Source organism: Actinoallomurus sp. NPDC052308 (assembly GCF_040679195.1).
GTDB classification, from domain to species: domain Bacteria; phylum Actinomycetota; class Actinomycetes; order Streptosporangiales; family Streptosporangiaceae; genus Actinoallomurus; species Actinoallomurus liliacearum.
Map to the genome: position 1 here is coordinate 23,211 of NZ_JBFAUM010000034.1, position 16,110 is coordinate 39,320.

Annotated in this window: 17 protein-coding genes; 9 read left to right on the forward strand and 8 right to left on the reverse strand. The window is 72.3% G+C overall.

Annotation, left to right across the window (positions count from 1 at the left end; all coding sequences use genetic code 11):
* Positions 1–3: 3 nt before the first annotated feature.
* Both AB0L00_RS40485 and AB0L00_RS40490 read left to right on the forward strand, forming a co-directional pair.
* Positions 4–1,428 carry an aldehyde dehydrogenase family protein gene (locus AB0L00_RS40485; protein ID WP_364442962.1) on the forward strand — a complete coding sequence of 475 codons (1,425 nt, stop codon included), beginning with the start codon at positions 4–6 and terminating at the stop codon, positions 1,426–1,428.
* The gene (locus tag AB0L00_RS40490; protein WP_364442963.1) at positions 1,425–2,279 is read left to right on the forward strand and encodes an aldehyde dehydrogenase family protein; all 855 of its coding nucleotides are present in this window, start codon (positions 1,425–1,427) and stop codon (positions 2,277–2,279) included. The genes AB0L00_RS40485 and AB0L00_RS40490 overlap by 4 nt, the downstream gene beginning before the upstream one ends.
* Before the next feature lie 89 nt (positions 2,280–2,368).
* Here AB0L00_RS40490 and AB0L00_RS40495 read toward each other — a convergent pair whose 3' ends face one another.
* The 3 genes from AB0L00_RS40495 to AB0L00_RS40505 all read right to left on the reverse strand — a co-directional run bounded on the left by AB0L00_RS40495 (position 2,369) and on the right by AB0L00_RS40505 (position 5,453).
* On the reverse strand, positions 2,369–3,472 hold the full coding sequence (locus AB0L00_RS40495) for a radical SAM protein (protein WP_364442965.1): 1,104 nt from the start codon (positions 3,470–3,472) through the stop codon (positions 2,369–2,371).
* Positions 3,473–3,772: 300 nt separating this feature from the next.
* A complete protein-coding gene (locus AB0L00_RS40500; RefSeq protein WP_364442966.1) occupies positions 3,773–4,774 on the reverse strand; it encodes a hypothetical protein in 1,002 nt (333 codons plus the stop codon).
* Positions 4,775–4,886: 112 nt separating this feature from the next.
* On the reverse strand, positions 4,887–5,453 hold the full coding sequence (locus AB0L00_RS40505) for a PadR family transcriptional regulator (protein WP_364442968.1): 567 nt from the start codon (positions 5,451–5,453) through the stop codon (positions 4,887–4,889).
* Between the two features lie 94 nt (positions 5,454–5,547).
* Between AB0L00_RS40505 and AB0L00_RS40510 the strand changes: the two genes are divergently transcribed.
* Positions 5,548–6,486 (forward strand): alpha/beta hydrolase, encoded by a 939-nt coding sequence (locus tag AB0L00_RS40510; RefSeq protein WP_364443014.1) that lies wholly within the window; start codon positions 5,548–5,550, stop codon positions 6,484–6,486.
* Positions 6,487–6,494: 8 nt separating this feature from the next.
* Here the strand turns inward: AB0L00_RS40510 and AB0L00_RS40515 are convergent, their stop codons facing one another.
* The 3 genes from AB0L00_RS40515 to AB0L00_RS40525 all read right to left on the reverse strand — a co-directional run bounded on the left by AB0L00_RS40515 (position 6,495) and on the right by AB0L00_RS40525 (position 8,995).
* Positions 6,495–7,364: a polysaccharide deacetylase family protein gene (locus AB0L00_RS40515; protein WP_364442969.1), complete on the reverse strand. Its 870-nt coding sequence runs from the start codon at positions 7,362–7,364 to the stop codon at positions 6,495–6,497.
* A 97-nt stretch (positions 7,365–7,461) separates the two neighbouring features.
* On the reverse strand, positions 7,462–8,292 hold the full coding sequence (locus tag AB0L00_RS40520; RefSeq protein ID WP_364442971.1) for a polysaccharide deacetylase family protein: 831 nt from the start codon (positions 8,290–8,292) through the stop codon (positions 7,462–7,464).
* Positions 8,293–8,413: 121 nt separating this feature from the next.
* Positions 8,414–8,995 (reverse strand): helix-turn-helix domain-containing protein, encoded by a 582-nt coding sequence (locus AB0L00_RS40525; protein WP_364442972.1) that lies wholly within the window; start codon positions 8,993–8,995, stop codon positions 8,414–8,416.
* Between the two features lie 77 nt (positions 8,996–9,072).
* On the opposite strand from AB0L00_RS40525, the gene AB0L00_RS40530 reads away from it, so the two are divergent.
* Complete coding sequence (locus AB0L00_RS40530; RefSeq protein WP_364442974.1) at positions 9,073–9,708, forward strand: SDR family oxidoreductase; 636 nt, start codon at positions 9,073–9,075, stop codon at positions 9,706–9,708.
* A 72-nt stretch (positions 9,709–9,780) separates the two neighbouring features.
* On the opposite strand, the gene AB0L00_RS40535 is transcribed toward AB0L00_RS40530, so the two are convergent.
* The gene (locus tag AB0L00_RS40535) at positions 9,781–10,155 is read right to left on the reverse strand and encodes an FKBP-type peptidyl-prolyl cis-trans isomerase (RefSeq protein ID WP_345358352.1); all 375 of its coding nucleotides are present in this window, start codon (positions 10,153–10,155) and stop codon (positions 9,781–9,783) included.
* Positions 10,156–10,262: 107 nt separating this feature from the next.
* On the opposite strand from AB0L00_RS40535, the gene AB0L00_RS40540 reads away from it, so the two are divergent.
* A complete protein-coding gene (locus AB0L00_RS40540; RefSeq protein ID WP_364442976.1) occupies positions 10,263–10,880 on the forward strand; it encodes a DsbA family oxidoreductase in 618 nt (205 codons plus the stop codon).
* Positions 10,881–11,041: 161 nt separating this feature from the next.
* Positions 11,042–12,424 carry an APC family permease gene (locus AB0L00_RS40545; protein WP_364442978.1) on the forward strand — a complete coding sequence of 461 codons (1,383 nt, stop codon included), beginning with the start codon at positions 11,042–11,044 and terminating at the stop codon, positions 12,422–12,424.
* A gap of 141 nt (positions 12,425–12,565) precedes the next feature.
* Here the strand turns inward: AB0L00_RS40545 and AB0L00_RS40550 are convergent, their stop codons facing one another.
* Positions 12,566–13,357, reverse strand: a complete 792-nt coding sequence (locus tag AB0L00_RS40550; RefSeq protein ID WP_364442979.1) for a carbon-nitrogen hydrolase family protein — start codon at positions 13,355–13,357, stop codon at positions 12,566–12,568.
* Positions 13,358–13,433: 76 nt separating this feature from the next.
* On the opposite strand from AB0L00_RS40550, the gene AB0L00_RS40555 reads away from it, so the two are divergent.
* The 3 genes from AB0L00_RS40555 (at position 13,434) to AB0L00_RS40565 (ending at position 16,041) form a co-directional block, all read left to right on the forward strand.
* On the forward strand, positions 13,434–14,603 hold the full coding sequence (locus tag AB0L00_RS40555) for a pyridoxal phosphate-dependent aminotransferase (RefSeq protein WP_364442980.1): 1,170 nt from the start codon (positions 13,434–13,436) through the stop codon (positions 14,601–14,603).
* Between the two features lie 37 nt (positions 14,604–14,640).
* Positions 14,641–15,327, forward strand: a complete 687-nt coding sequence (locus tag AB0L00_RS40560; protein WP_364442981.1) for an SseB family protein — start codon at positions 14,641–14,643, stop codon at positions 15,325–15,327.
* A gap of 150 nt (positions 15,328–15,477) precedes the next feature.
* Positions 15,478–16,041, forward strand: coding sequence for an A24 family peptidase (locus AB0L00_RS40565; protein WP_364442983.1), 564 nt, complete (start codon positions 15,478–15,480; stop codon positions 16,039–16,041).
* The last annotated feature ends 69 nt before the right edge of the window (positions 16,042–16,110 follow it).

Sequence of the window (16,110 nt, forward strand, 5' to 3'; positions counted from 1 at the left end):
CGGATGAGTTTCGAGTACGCCCCCGCGCCGGAGTCACGGGACATCGTCGACATCAAGCCGTCGTACGGCCTGTTCGTCGCCGGTGAGTTCGTCGAGGCGAAGAACACCTTCAAGACCATCGACCCGGCCACCGAGGAGACCCTGGCCGAGGTCGCCGAGGCCGGCGCCGACGACGTCGACCGCGCCGTCGCGGCGGCCCGCCGCGCGTACGACACGGTGTGGGGCCCGATGCCGGGCGCCGAACGGGCGAAGTACCTCTTCCGGATCGCGCGGCTGATCCAGGAACGGTCGCGCGAGCTGGCCGTCCTGGAGTCCATCGACAACGGCAAGCCGATCCGCGAGTCGCGGGACGTCGACCTGCCCCTGGTCGCCGCGCACTTCTTCTACTACGCCGGCTGGGCCGACAAACTCTCGCACGCCGGGTTCGGCCCCGAGCCGAGGCCGCTGGGCGTCGCCGGTCAGGTCATCCCCTGGAACTTCCCGCTGCTGATGCTGGCGTGGAAGGTCGCGCCGGCGCTGGCCTGCGGCAACACCGTCGTCCTGAAGCCGGCCGAGACGACTCCGCTGACGGCGCTGGCGTTCGCCGAGATCTGCGCGCAGGCGGACCTGCCGCCCGGCGTCGTGAACATCCTCACCGGGGCGGGGGAGACGGGCCGCGCGCTGGTCGAGCACCCCGGGATCGACAAGGTCGCCTTCACCGGCTCGACCGAGGTCGGCCGGCAGATCGCCCGCTCGGTCGCCGGGACGGACAAGAGGCTCACGCTGGAGCTCGGCGGCAAGGCGGCCAACATCGTCTTCGACGACGCGCCGCTCGACCAGGCCGTCGAGGGCATCGTCAACGGCATCTTCTTCAACCAGGGCCACGTGTGCTGCGCCGGTTCGCGGCTGCTCGTGCAGGAGTCGGTCGTCGACGGGCTGCTCGACCGGCTGAAGGCGCGGATGGCGACGCTGCGGGTCGGCGACCCGCTGGACAAGAACACCGACGTCGGCGCGATCAACTCGGCCGCCCAGCTGGCGAAGATCCGCGAACTGTCCGACAGCGGTGAGGCGGAGGGCGCGACCCGCTGGTCGCCGCCGTGCGAGCTGCCCGAGCGGGGGTTCTGGTTCGCGCCGACCGTGTTCACCGGCGTCGCGGCCTCGCACCGGATCGCCCGCGAGGAGATCTTCGGCCCGGTCCTGTCGGTGCTGACGTTCCGTACCCCGGCCGAGGCGGTCGAGAAGGCGAACAACACGCCGTACGGCCTGTCGGCGGGCATCTGGACCGACAAGGGGTCGCGCATTCTGTGGATGGCCGAGCGGCTCCGGGCCGGGGTCGTCTGGGCGAACACCTTCAACAAGTTCGATCCCGCCTCGCCCTTCGGCGGGTACAAGGAGTCCGGTTTCGGGCGCGAGGGCGGACGGCACGGGCTGGAGGCCTACCTTCGATGAGCGAGCGGTTGAGTGTTCGCAAGACCTACAAGCTGTTCATCGGGGGCGCGTTCCCCCGGTCGGAGTCCGGCAGGACCGTCATCGTGAACGACGCCAAGGGAAAGTTCCTGGCCAACGCCGCGCGGGCCTCGCGCAAGGACGTCCGGGACGCGGTCGTGGCCGCGCGGAAGGCCCAGGCCGGCTGGGCGGGCCGGACCGGCTACAACCGCGGCCAGATCCTCTACCGCGTCGCGGAGATGCTGGAAGGGCGCCGCGGCCAGTTCGTCGAGGAGCTGCGCGGCGCCGGCCTCGGCAAGACGGCCGCCGCCGCCGAGGTCGACGCGGCGATCGACCGCTGGGTATGGTACGCGGGGTGGGCCGACAAGATCGCGCAGGTGACGGGGTCGGCCAACCCCGTCTCCGGGCCGTTCTTCAACTTCTCCACGCCCGAGCCCACCGGCGTGGTCGGCGTCGTCGCGCCGGACTCGCCGCTGCTCGGGCTCGTGTCGGTGATCGCGCCGGTGATCGCGACCGGCAACACGGCGGTCGTCGTCGCCTCGGAGCCCGCGCCGCTCCCGGCGATCACCCTCGCCGAGGTCCTCGCCACCTCCGACGTGCCGGGCGGCGTCGTCAACCTCCTCACCGGGCACCGCGCCGAGCTGGCCCCCTGGCTCGCCTCCCACCAGGACGTCAACGCGATCGACCTGGCCGGCGCGCCGGACGACCTGGCGGCCGACTGCGCGCGGGCGGCGGCGGACAACCTCAAGCGGGTGCACCGCCCGGCCGCCGACGACTGGACCGCCGACCCCGGTACCGCCCGGATGACCGCGTTCCTGGAGACCAAGACCGTCTGGCACCCCGTCGGCGTCTGAGTCCGCAGGACGATCTTTTCGGTGAAACAGGGCTGGTGCCCGCGGCGCGACTGCGCCGCGGGCACCATCGGTTCTGCTAGCTCAGCGCGTCAGGCGCGGCGGCGTTCCCGCCGCATGACCTCCGCGCAGAGCTCGGACACTACGAACTCGTCGACGGGCATGGTGAGGTCCATCCGCTGGATGCAGACGCCCACCATGTACGGCCCGCCGACGGCCTTGTACAGACGAAGGCCGTAGTAGCCCTCGTCACACCCGCCACCGTTCCACGGGGCGAGCGGGCATTTCCCGCAGGTCTCCGGCAGGAAGACCGGCCGGATCTGCTTGAGCCTCACCGTGCTGCCGTCCGGCAGGGCGTACGTGACCTTGTACCCGCCCGAGACGTTCCAGGCGTCGACCCGCTCGACGGGCGTGGCCCCGAGCGACTCGAGGAGGGTCCAGATCGCGTTCGCGCTCGCCGGCTCGGCGATGGAGCGAAGGAGCCGGATCTCGACCCGGCGCCCGTACCTCTCGATGAGATGCCGTACCCGCTCGATGTGGGACTCGTCGGGCACGACGATGTTCGCACTGACCTTGAGATCGCTCTCCAAGGCCGCCTCGATCGACCGCTGCAACGCGACGATCTTCTTTTCGGCCAGTTTCAGGCGCCCGTACTTCTCCGCCTGCACCTCGGCCAGTTCGAGCGCCGTGGTGCCGAAGATGGAGAAGTTCACCTTCCGCAGGCCCGCGCGGGCGGCCTTCGGCAGGGCCAGCGCGCCGTTCTCGCCGTTGCTGGTGACGCCGATGTTGCGGTAGCCCGCGCCGTGGGCGAGGGCGATCAGCTCGCTGAGCTGAGGGTGCAACGTCGGTTCGCCGCCGGTGCCGTGCATCTCGGTGAGACCGCACTTGTCGCGGAGAAGCGTGATCACACGCTTGAACTCCTCGTCGGGCCGCATGCGGTCCGCGAGGAAGTCCACCCCGTTCTTCTCCGCGTAGATCGACACCCGCTGGCTCTGGTTGCCCGGACCGGCCGTGATCGGCGTTCCGGGAACCTGGTCAGAGGTCACCGGAGTGCCCTCGTTGTGGCAGAACACGCACGTGAACCCGCACGCGTCCAGCAACTTGGCCCGGAACCCCGGGTCGAACACCCACCGGATCGGCAGGGCCTCTTCGGCCAGGGCCAGAGGATGACGGGTTTCCCCCTTGGACATGGACATGCATGACTCCTCATGCCGTGGCGCACGCAAGTCCCGGGTGGTCAGCCCGGCTCCCGTGCGCCCTGTGAATGGGACGCAACACCGAGAGCCGGGTGGCTCTTGTTTGGTGTTGTACTTGTGTGACGCACGTGCCCTGGCGACGGTTCCGGGTAAGCTCCGCTTTGTGTAAGCCTCTCTGCGAAGCGGCGGGTTGGTCACCTGTCGGCAGGGGCGCACGGGTCGGCGGGACGGCCTCGTCCACGGGATTGAATGGGACCCCGTGAGGCCGCCCGCCGTGTCCCGCTTCGGCCGGGCGCGGGCTCAGCGGCCGCCGCGCGACCTGGTCGCGGCACGCAGGACGGCGGACCACTCCTCGGGGGTCGCCTCGATCGGGCTCGCGGCGGTGAACAGCGGGTTCAGCTCCACCGTCAGGTTCGAACCGGCCTGGGGCGAGCGCCGGCCGGCCGACTCGAGCAGGGCGGGCACGGGGTCGTGGCCGCATCGCCGCACCATCGCCGTCAGCACCTCGTCGAGGCCGGCGGCCAGGTCGAGCGGCGGGAACGTCACCGCGTCGGCACAGCGGCGCAGCTGCTCCTCGTACCGATCCTCCCGGAACCGCACCCGCCAGCCCGGCCACAGCTCCGCCGGAAGCGGCCACAGCCCGGGTACGGCCACGGCCGTCCACGCCTCCGCCGTGCGCGTACGGACGTCCATGTGCAGGCCGCTTTCCGGCACCACGCGAAGGTCCAGCCGCGTCAGGCCGCCGTCGGGCAGCCGGTCGAGGAGGCCCGGCCCCTGCCAGGCGCTGTGCTCGCCCGCGCGGGCGAAAGGATGGGCGGTGAGGGCGCCGGTCCCGTCGCGGACGGTCACCAGATGCGCGACGCGGTCCCCCTCGCCGGAGGGCATCGGGACCTCCGGCATGGGGTGTTCGCGACCGGCGTCCCTGCGGACCGCCGCGCGGCCGAGGCCGGCCTGCTCGGCCAGGTCGCCGAGGCCGTCGTACGCCCAGCGGACGTCCCATCCCGGCCAGGTCAGCGCGAGAAGCCGCAGGAAGGCGCGCCGGGCCGGCATCTCCCGCATCAGGTCATCGCCGAAGAAGACGAGCCGGCGGGCGCGGTGGTCGATGGTGGCGCCCCCTTCGGCCGAGACCTCCTCCAGCCATTCGTCATCCCGCTCACCGCAGGGGCGCTGAGCGGTGACGTACCGGGTGGCCGACCGCGGGCCGGCGATCAGGACGTCGCCGATCGTGTCGGCGGCCCAGTGGTCGTAGTACAGCCGCGGGCCTGCGTCGTCGACCAGGATGAAGTGCGCGGGGTGCCCCATGCGCTCCATCCTGCTCGGGACGGGATCTCCCCGCCAGTGGATTCCCGGCGGTCCGGACGGCCTCGGCTCCCCGGTCGGCCGGTGCGTCGTCCCGGTATTCGGGTGCGGCGGCTCAGTTGTGCTGCCAGCGGTCCTTGGGGGTCGGCCCGGAGGGGTCGTCCGGGTCCTCGTCGGCCGCGGCGATCGTCTCCCAGAAGGCGGCGTGCGCCTGCTCGTGCAGGATGCCGTAGGACAGCATGCGCTCACGGGAGACGGTGCCGGCGTCGCCCGGGTCGAGCGCGGCGCGCCGCTGCTCGTACGTCTTCATGAGCTCCCGGTGCTGCCGCGCCTGCGTGCGCGCGAGGCGCACCAGGTCGGCGGGGTCGCCGAGGTCGGCGAAGGCCAGCCTGACCTGGGCGGGGTCACGGAACTCGGCCTGGGGGAGCTCCGGCGCCGACAGCCATTCCCGTAGCGCCCTCTCACCCGCGGGGGTGAGGTGGAAGAAGCGGCGGCGTCTGCCGCCCTCCTCGGTCTCCTCGGTCAGCAGGCCCAGCTCCGCCAGCCGGGGCGGGTCGCGGTAGAGCTGCGCGTGCGGGATGGGCCAGAACGGCGCGATGCTCTCCTCGACGCGCGCCTTCAGCTCGTACGGGGTCATCGGGCCGTGGCGGGCGATCAGGCCGAGCACGACGTAGGCCGACATGCTCAACTCCACGCGCGCCTCCCGTTGACACCGTCTCACTGGGACCTTACTTTCGTCTCATTGCAACCGTATCACTGAGACTATTGAGGTGCTCATGTACGTCCACCCCGAACTCGCGGACGTCCTCGCCGCGCTGCCGGACCGCCCGGCCGACCCCTACGCCGACATCGAGGCCACCCGCGCGGGTTTCGCGGCGCTGATGGCCCCGCGGATGGGCCCGGACCCCCGCGTCACCGTGGACCGCGCGGTCATCCCGGGACCGGACGGCGACACGATCGACCTGCACGTCATCCGGCCGGCCGACGCCGCCGAGGGCGAGGTGCTGCCCGGCATCCTCTACATCCACGGCGGCGGCTTCGCCTACGGCGAGCTGGACGGCCCGAGCCCGATGGCACGGGACGCCTGTGCCGAGACGCGCGCCGTCGTCGTCGACGCGCGTTACCGGCTGGCTCCGGAGCACCGGTTCCCCGCCGGGGCCGAGGACTGCTACGCGGCGCTGCGCTGGATGGCGGACGGCGCCGCGGGGCTCGGCGTCGACCCGGATCGGATCGCCGTCGCGGGCGCGTCGGCGGGCGCCTGCCTGAGCGCCGCTATGACCCTCATGGCGCGGGATCGGCAGGGGCCGTCCATCGCCTACCAGTGCCTGCTGATCCCGCTGCTCGACGACCGGTCCACGACCGCCTCCCGGCGGAACATCACCGACCGGAGGATCATCAACGGCCCGGGCATCACCCGTACCTGGGACAACTACCTCGGTCCGGGCCGGGAGGAGGCCCCGCCGTACGCCGCGCCGGCGCGGGCGGAGGACCTGCGCGGCCTGCCGCCGGCGTACGCCCTCACCTGCGGGCTGGACCCGCTCCGCGACGAGGGCGTGGACTACGCCCGGCGGCTGATCGAGGCGGACGTGCCGGTCGAGCTGCACCACGTGCCCGGGGCCTGGCACTTCTTCGAGGCGTTCGCGCCGGAGAGCGCGGTCGCCAGGTCGACGACCGCGCACTGGCTCCGGGCGCTGCGCGCCGCCCTGCACCCCTGACCGGGGGACTACTGGAAGAACTCGGCCGGCAGGTGATCCCGCACCGCGGCGGGACGGAAACCCTGCTTGTGGATGGTGCGGAGCATCTTCTTGAAGTCGGCGGTCATGTTCGGGTTGAAGTGCACGAGCATGATGTCCCCCGGGTGCAGACGGCCGGGGACCTGGTAGGCGATCTTCCCGTTGCTGACCACCTCGCGCCAGAAGAAGATCGCCTTCATCCCGCAGTCCCGGGCGGCGCGCAGCGTGTCATGGTCGGTGGACCCGTACGGCGCGCGGAACAGCGTCGGGCGCGCGCCGTACTGCGTGGTGTAGATGCCCGCCGCGTCGCAGATCTCCTGCTTCTGCCGCTTGTACGACAGCCGGGGCATGTACGGGTGCGTCATCGTGTGGTCCTCGATCAGCGCGCCCGCCTGCTGCAGCTCGCGGAAGTACCCGTAGTTCTTCTTCACCGCCAGGTTCTCGAGGAAGAGCGTCACCGGAATCCGCTCGTCGCGGATCAGCCGGACGAAGTCGGCGTCCTTCTCCCAGCCGTCGTCGATGGTGATGAAGACGACCTTGTCCTGGACCGGGATGCGGCTGATCACCGGGGGCAGCCCGTCCCGCGATCGGGGGATCGCCGAGGGCGTCGTCGCGGTGGGCGAACCGCTCGGCGAGCCGCTCGGGCTCGCCGACGGCGAGGCTGACGCGGGCGGAGTCACCGGAGCCGACGACGGCGGCCCGTGGCCGGGGGTCAGGCTCGGTTCGGCGCCACCCGGCCCCCGTGAGGCGACCGGCGCCGCCGATCTGGAGTGCGGGGTGCCCTGGTGACAGGCCGTCAGTCCGCCCGCGGTGAGCACGGCGAGGGCGGCCGCGGTCAGAGCGCGCAGCTGTGGGCGCATCGGATCTCCCCTCGAAGCGGCGGTGCGACGGTTACGAGACTGTCCGGATTCGGCCGGTGATCAACCTGTTCCTGCCGAATTGTGGGCGTGGGATCGCTCACCCCGCCGCCTCTCCGCCCTGGGAGCGGGGCAGGTAGTTCGCCAGCGCCGCGGGGCGCAGCCCCGCCTGCCGGATCCAGGTGAGCAGGCGCTCGAAGTCGCCGGCCAGGCCGCGGCGGAAGTGCATCAGGATGATGTCGCCGGGCCGCAGGTCCGAGCCCCCGTCCATGCGCGCCAGCTTCCCGGACAGGCCGTTGTAGAACTCCACCGACCAGATGACGACCGACTTCATGCCGCAATCCCGGGCCGCGGTACGGGTGACCTGGTCGTACGATCCGCCGGGCGGCCGGAAGATCTGCGGCCGCCGCCCGTACTGCCGGGCGTCGATGTCGGCCGAGTCGCAGATCTGCCGGTGCTGTGCCGCCGCGGACAGCCGGCGCATGTCGTTGTACGGCGCGGCGTGGTCCATCGTGTGGTCCTCGATCGGCGCGCCGGCGTGCTGCAGCGCCCAGAAGTACTCATAACCGGTGCGGGCCGCCTGGTCCGTGAGGAAGACCATGATGGGGACCCGCTGGGTCCGGACGATGTCGACGAAGCGGGTGTCGTGCTCCCAGCCGTCGTCGATGGTGATGAAGACGACCTTGTCGTTCGTCTTGATCCGGTCGACCACCGGCGGCAGGCCGTCCCCGTGCCGCTCGTAGGACACCTGCCAGGTGCCGGGCTTCGGCGCGGGCCACCGCGGCGGCGCCATGACCTGCGCCATCGCGGGAGGACCCGCCGCGTGCGCGGGGGAGCCCTCCACCCGTCCGCGGATGTCGGGCCACGCGCCGGAGGTCACTCCGAGCACCGCCGCGAGCAGGCACGACGCGATCAACCGTTTTTCACGCATCCAACCCAGCTTTCCCTCAGTGGATCTTAAGTATCCGCATAGGGGTTGATGCCCGGAAGTGGTGGCCAGGTTCGGGCAATCCGCCGTCACTTTTGGACGACGAGGGGTTGGAGAGGGGGACTCAGTCCGCGCCCAGGGCGCGCAGCAGCGTGCCGCTCAGCGCGGTCACCGTCGCGTCCGGCACCGGCTTGGCGTCGGGGCCCTCGGCGAAGTACCGGAAGAAGGCCTGCTGGAAACAGGCGCCGGCCAGCAGGGCGGCGGCCGCGTCGAGGTCGGCGTCGGCGGCGATGCGCCCCAGGTCGCGTTCGGCGCGCAGGTGGTCGGCCAGCCGCCGGACCAGATGCTCCGGTCCGGCGCCGTACCTACGGAGCGACTCGCGCTGGGCGGCCATCAACCGTGGATCTCCCAGCAGGGAGCCGAGCATGGGCAGGGCCTCGAGGTAGAAGTCCACGGTGGCCCGCGTCAGCGCCGCGACGCTCTCCGCGACGCTTCCGGCGCCGGGACGGACGTCCACGCGGGCGACCCCGGGCATCCGTTCGCGCAGGACCGCGAGCATCAGCTCCGTCTTGTCGGCGAAGTGCTTGTAGAGCGCGGCCTCGGACAGGCCGGCCGCCTTCGCGATCTCCTTGGTGGTGGTACGCGCGATGCCGCGTTCGCGCATCAGGCCGGCGGCGGCGTCGAGGATGCGATCCCGGGTCGTCACGGTCCCCCTTGGTGGTCGGGCGTTCCTCCATTATGGTGGTTAGTGAGCACTCACTAACCACAAAGGGGCGACAAGCCATGAAGCTCACGATCTTCGGCGCGTCCGGAAGGACCGGCACCCATCTGGTCCGGCAGGCACTGGAACGCGGCCACCAGGTGACGGCGGTGGTGCGGGATCCGGCGCGGCTCGACGTCCCCGCCCACGAGCGCCTGAACGTCGTCACGGCCGACGTGATGGACCCGGCGGCCATCACGACCGCCGTCGGCGAGGCCGACGCCGTCGTCTCCGCGCTCGGGCATCGGGACACCGGCCCGACGACCGTGTGCCACGACGGCGCCCGCAGCATCATCGAGGCGATGACCAAGACCGGCGCCCGCCGCTTCCTCATGGTCAGCGCCGCGGGCATGGTCACGGACCCCGGCGACGGCCCCCTCACGCGTTACGTCGCCAAGCCGATCCTGCAGCGGCTCCTGCGGCACGGCTTCGCCGACATGGGCCGGGCGGAGGAGGCGGTCCGCGGCAGCGACCTGGACTGGACGATCGTCCGGCCGCCGCGGCTCGTCGACAAGAAGGGCACCGGGCGGTACCGCACGGGGATCGACCGCAGCGTCCGGGGCGGAGTGCAGATCTCCCGCGCCGACCTCGCCACCGGCATCCTCACCCTCATCCCCGAGGACTCGTCGGTGCGCCGGCACGTCTGGATCGCGCATTGACCCCGGACGGCCGACGGCCCCGCCGCCGAGGGTTCGGCGACGGGGCCGTCGGGCGGGCCTCCGAGGGAATGGTCAGCCGACGCCGAGCAGGTCGACGACGAAGATCAGCGTCTCGCCCGGCTTGATCGCGCGGCCCGCGCCGCGGTTGCCGTAGCCCAGGTGCGGGGGGATGACGAGCTTGCGGCGGCCGCCGACCCGCATGCCGGCGACGCCCTGGTCCCAGCCCGCGATGACGCGGCCGGCTCCGAGCGGGAAGTTGAAGGCCTCACCGCGGTTCCACGAGGCGTCGAACTCCTCGCCGGTCGAGTGCGCCACGCCGACGTAGTGCACCGAGACGGTCGAACCGGGGGTGGCCTCGGCGCCGTCGCCGACCGTGATGTCGGTGATCTGCAGGTCGGCGGGCGGCTCGCCCTCGGGGAAGTCGATCTCGGGTCGCTCAAGCGCCATGGGGATGTCTCTCATTGTCGGTGATAACGAGTGTCCAAGCGTAGCCACCCGGGGACCGGTGTGCGGCAGGTGGAATGCGTGCCCCTCCGGGCTCGTTGCCATCCGTTGTGAACGTTGAGATCTTCTCGGATGTCGTATGCCCCTGGTGTTACCTGGGCCGGGCGCGGTTCGCGGCCGCCGCCCGTGGCTTCGGCGGCGAGGTGAACGTGACCTGGCGGCCGTACCAGCTCGACCCCGGAGCCTCGGGCGGCGGGCTGATGAACGACAGCCTCGCCGAGAAGTTCGGCGGCGCCGACCGCGTCGCCGAGGCGCACGCCCGGATGCGTGAGCTGATGGCGGCCGAGGACCTGCCGTACGCGCCGGAGAAGGCGCTGAGCGCCAACACCCGCGACGCGCACCGGGTGATCGCGCTCGCCGCCGAGGCGGGCGTGCAGGACGCCGTCGTGGGCCGCCTCTTCCGGGCCCACCACGCCGAGGGCCGGGACCTGAACGACCACGGGACGCTCGACGAACTCGCCGCCGAGGCCGGGCTGGCGGGCGTGGCGGAGCGGCTCGCGGCGGGCGAGGGCGACGCGGCGGTCACCGCGCAGCTCGAGGTGGCGCGGACGATCGGCGTCACCGGCGTCCCGTTCTTCGTGTTCGAGGGCGCCTGGGCGGTGTCCGGGGCGCAGTCGCGGGAGTTCTTCGGCAGCGCCCTCGCCGAGGTCGCGGCCAAGGCCGGCTGACCCACCGGGCGGGCACGGGCGGGTCCGCTGGGACTGAGGGGAACGCTGGGTCGGTTCCAGGTCATATAAACCGCTTGACCTGGTAAAACGCTTTGGGGTCCCGAATCGCGAGCGGATACATTCCGACATACGGTCACATCCGATCCCCCGGGAGACCCCTTTTGGAGCCGCAGGCACTTCGCCGCAGCCTGTCGCTGCGCGACCTCATCGTCTACGGACTGCTGTTCATCGGCCCGCTCGCGCCGGTGGGCGTCTTCGGCGTCCTCGACGCCAAGAGCTCCGGGGCGGTCGCCCTCGTCTACCTGGTGGCGACGATCGCCATGGGCTTCACCGCCCTGTCGTACGCCCAGATGTCGCGCCGGGTGCCGAACGCCGGCTCGGTGTTCGCCTACGCCAGCGCGGGGCTCGGCCGGCCGGCGGGTCTGCTGGCCGGCTGGATGGCGATGCTGGACTACCTGCTGATCCCCGCGGTGGCGTACCTGTTCTGCGGGATCGCCCTGCACTCGCAGATCCCCTCGGTGCCCGCCTGGGTCTTCACCGCGGTCGCGTTCGTGGCGACGACCGCGTTCAACCTGGCCGGCGTGCGCGTCGCGGCGCGGGTCGGGTTCGTCGTGCTCGTGATCGAGATCCTGCTCCTGGCGGTCTTCGTCATCGCCGCCGTCGTCGTCCTGATCATGCACGGGCCCGCCCGGCCGTGGACGTCGCCGTTCGGCGGCACCGGCGGGATGACCGCGAGCGCCGTCATGGGCGCCGTCTCCGTCGCCGTGCTGTCCTTCCTCGGCTTCGACGGGATCGCCTCCTTCGCCGAGGAGAACACCGGGGACGAGCGCCAGGTCGGGCGCGCGGTGCTGTTCTGCCTCGCCCTCGCCGGCCTCCTGTTCGTCGTGCAGACGTACCTGGCCGGACTGCTCATGCCGGTGAGCCCGCAGCACCTCGCGTCGGCGCCCGCCGAGGAGGGCACGGCGTTCTACAAGATGACCGACGTCGCCTTCGGCTCCTGGCTCCACCTGGCGTTCGTCGTCGTCAAGGGCGTCGGGCCGGCGTTCTCCGCGATGTCCGCGGTGGCCGCCGCGTCCCGGCTGATGTACGGGATGGCCCGCGACCATGGCCTGCCCAAGGCGCTCGCCACCGTGGACGCGCGGTCCCGGGTGCCCCGGGCCGCCCTCCTCACGACGGCCGGCGTCGCGGCCGTCGTGTCCCTCTGGGCGGCCTTGCTGCCCAACGGCCTCGACGTTCTCGTGTCCATCGTGAACGTCGGCGCCCTCGTGGCCTTCACCCTGCTGCACGCCTCGGTGGTCGGCTACTTCGTCGTACGGCGCCGGAGCCGCGCGTGGCTTCCGCACCTGCTCGTCCCGGCCGCGGGCGCCGCCGTCTCGGTCTGGATCATCGTGTCGGCGACGACCACGGCGAAGATCGTCGGCGGTGCCTGGCTCCTGGCCGGGCTCGTCCTGGTCGCCCTGCAGTACCGCCGCGGCCGCCGGGCGCCCGGCGCGGCCGCCCCGGAGCAGGTGCCCGGCGCGGCCCCGACCCGGCACTCGCGGTGAGCCGACCCGGCGGTCGGCCGCCCCGGAGCCGGTGCCCGGCGGTGCCTCGACCCGGCGGTCGGCCGCCCCGGCCCCTTCCCGGCGTCTGAGGAGACGACCCGGCGTTATCCACCGACGCGGCGGTCCCGATGAGGCGGGGACTCAGCCGAACAGGTCGGGACGCCGGTGTTCCAGCGCCGGGAGGGTCTTGCGCACGTGCTCGGTGATCAGGTCGTCGATCTCCACCACCCGCACGCCCGGGAACGGCCCCAGGTCGGTCTGGACCGTCCCCATCGGGTCCACCAGCAGACTGCGCCCCACCCCGATCGCGCCGCCCGGCGCCTGCGGCGGGTCCGGGGCCTTGTCGACGGCGACCGTCCAGGTGGTGTTCTCGATGGCCCGGGCGCGGATGAGCGTGACCCAGTGCTCCTCCTTGAAGTTCCCCTGGGCCCAGGAGGCGATCACCGCGAGGAGGTCGGCGCCCTGATCGACGAGCGCCCTGGCCAGCTCGGGGAAGCGGAGGTCGTAGCAGGTGACCAGGCCGATCCGCGTCCCGGCCAGCTCGACGACCGTCGGCGTGTCCCCGGGCGCGATCAGCTCCGACTCCCGGAACCCGAACGCGTCGAACAGATGGATCTTCCGGTAGGCGCCGGCCGCCCGCCCGTCGGCGTCGATCGCGACGGCGGTGTTGTACACCCGGCCGTCCGGCGCCGGCTCGAAGACCCCCACGATCACGGCCGTACGGTGCCTGCGCGCGGCCTCGGCCAGCGTGGTCACCCAGGGGCCGTCGAGGGGCTCGGCCGCCGCGGCCATGGCGCGGCCGAACCGCACCTGCGTCGCCTCCGGGAAGATCGCCAGATCGGCCTCCGAGGCGATGGCGAGCGCCTCCAGAACATGCTCCAGGTTGTCCTTGGGGTCGTCGCCGACGGGAATCTGGCACAGCGCGATCCGCATGACGGGCCTCCTCGTCTCGTCCTCCCTCCACCGTAGCGATCTGGGGCCGCGGACCCTCGTTTACTACGCTGACCCGGTGACCCTTGAGAACGATCCGCTCGTCGCCCGGATGCAGGGCTTCGGCACCACCGTGTTCGCGGAGATGACGGCGCTGGCGATTCGCACCGGGGCGATCAACCTCGGCCAGGGCTTCCCGGACACCGACGGCCCCGCCAAGCTGCTGGAGACCGCGGTCGAGGCCATCATGGGCGGCGCGAACCAGTACCCGCCCGGCCCCGGGCTGCCGGAGCTGCGGGAGGCCGTCGCCGCACAGCGCGCGGACCGGTACGCCCTGACCTACGACCCGGCCGACGAGGTCCTGGTCACGGTCGGCGCGACCGAGGCGATCTCGGCGGTGCTGCTCGCCCTCGTGGAGACGGGAGAGGAGGTCGTCGTGTTCGAGCCCTACTACGACTCGTACGCGGCGATCATCGCGCTGGCCGGCGGCGTACGCCGGCCGGTCACCCTGCGGCCCGACGGCGGGCGGTTCACGTTCGATCCGGCCGAGCTGCGCGCCGCCGTCACGCCGCGCACCCGGGTGCTGCTCCTCAACTCCCCGCACAACCCGACCGGCACGGTGTTCACCCGCGAGGAACTCGAGGTCGTCGCGGACGTCTGCCGCGAACACGACCTCATCGCCGTCACCGACGAGGTCTACGAGTACCTGACCTACGACGACCCGGCCGCGCACGTGCCGCTCGCGACCCTGCCCGGCATGCGCGAGCGCACGGTGGCGATCTCGTCCGCGGGCAAGACCTTCTCCGTCACCGGCTGGAAGATCGGCTGGATCACCGCGCCGCCGCGGTTCGTGCGGGCGGTGCAGACGGTCAAGCAGTTCCTGACCTTCACCGCCAGCGCCCCGTACCAGCGCGCGGTCGCGTACGCGCTGCGCGAGGAACAGGAGTGGGTCGAGGACCTGCGCGCGTCGCTGCGGGCCAAACGCGACCGGCTCAGCGACGGGCTGGCCGCCGCCGGGCTCACGACGTTCCGGCCGCAGGGCACCTACTTCGCGCAGGTCGACGTGCGCTCGCTCGGCTTCGGCGACGGGCGGGAGTTCGTCACCGCCCTGCACGAGCGCGCCGGCATCGTCGCCATTCCGACGCAGGTGTTCTACGACTCCGACGCCGGTGACCCGTACGTCCGGTTCGCCTTCTGCAAGCGCGACGAGGTGATCGACGAGGCCGTCGAGCGCCTCCACGACCTCTGAACAGCCGCGCGCGGGTGCTCGGATACGCTGGACTGCCGTGTCCGAACACCGCATCCCGCAGCCGCAGTTCCCCGACGACGACGGGCGGACCCCCGCCGAGGTCGAGCGGGCGCTGAGCGACTACGCCCAGGGACGGGCGGGGGAGCGGGCCGTGCTCGCGGCGCTCGCCGGCACCCGCCTGCTCGTGCCGGTCGTCGCGGTGCTGACCGAGGACGAGACCGTCGACGGCCTGCGGCGCGAGAAGGAGAGCGAGATGGCTCTGCCCACTCTCGTCGGAGCCGACGGCCGGCGGGCCGTGCTCGCCTTCACCTCCACCGAGAGCCTCGCCCGCTGGCGCCCGGACGCCCGGCCCGTCGCGGTGCACGCCCGGGAGGCGTGCCAGGCCGCAGTCGGAGAGTCCGCCGACGCGCTCGTCGTCGACGTGGCGGGGCCCGTCCCGTACGCCATCGAGGGCGCCCGGTTGCACGTCCTCGCGAACGGCGGCGCGATCACCGCTCCGCACGAGGACCCCGACGTTCTCGTGGCCGTGCACGCGGCGGTCGACGGCCTGCCCGGCATCACCGGCGTGCGCGTGGAGCCCGGCGAGCGGGCCGAGCTCGCCGTACGCCTCCGGCTGGCCGAGGGCGCCGGCGCGCAGGACGTACGAGCCGCCGCGGACCGCCTCGCCGAACGCCTCCGCGGCCACGTCACCGGAGGCGTCGAGATCGGCGTCGTCCCTGGCTAGGGCCTGTCTCAAAGCCCCACTGTCCTACTGCGCCGCTCGCTACGGACGGGGACTTTGAGACAGGCCCTAGGCGTGCTGTCCGGACAGGTCGGTGACGCGGGCGGTCGGAGTTCGGCCGTCGATGCCGGTGATAGGCCGTAGATTGCCGGCGTGACCAACCCCGACTGGGCCGAGCCGGTGATCCGTCGGCGGCTCGCCGTCCTCGCAGCAGCCGTGGTCGTCCTCGCGCTCGTGGCGTGGCGGGTCGGTCCGGCTCCCGACCTTCCGGCGTTCGGCTACCTCGCGGTGGTGGGCGTCGCGCTGACGTTCATCGACGTCGCGCTCAAACGGCTGCCCGATCCGGTGACGCTCCCGTCGTACGCGGCCGGCCTGCTGCTGCTCGGCCTCGCGGCCCTCTTCACCGACCGGGGCGGGGCGCGGTTCACGCACGCGCTGCTCGGCATGGCGGCGCTGTTCGTCCTGTACGCGCTGCAGTGGCTCGTCGCGCCGAACCAGATCGGCCTGGGCGACGTGAAGCTGGCGGGCGTGCTGGGGCTCTACCTGGGCTGGCTCGGCCTTCCGGCGTGGGTGGCCGGGGTATGCGCCGGGTACGTCCTCGCGGCGGTGTGGTCGCTCGCGCTGCTGGTGAGCCGCCGGGCCACGCTGCGGACCCAGATCCCGTACGGGCCGTTCATGCTGGCCGGAGTCCTCGCCGCGGTGCTGGCGTACGGCTGAGACCGCAGGAACCCTTTCCGCACCTTTGCCGTCTCGCGACCTCACCGGCCGCCCCGGAGGGGTATCCCG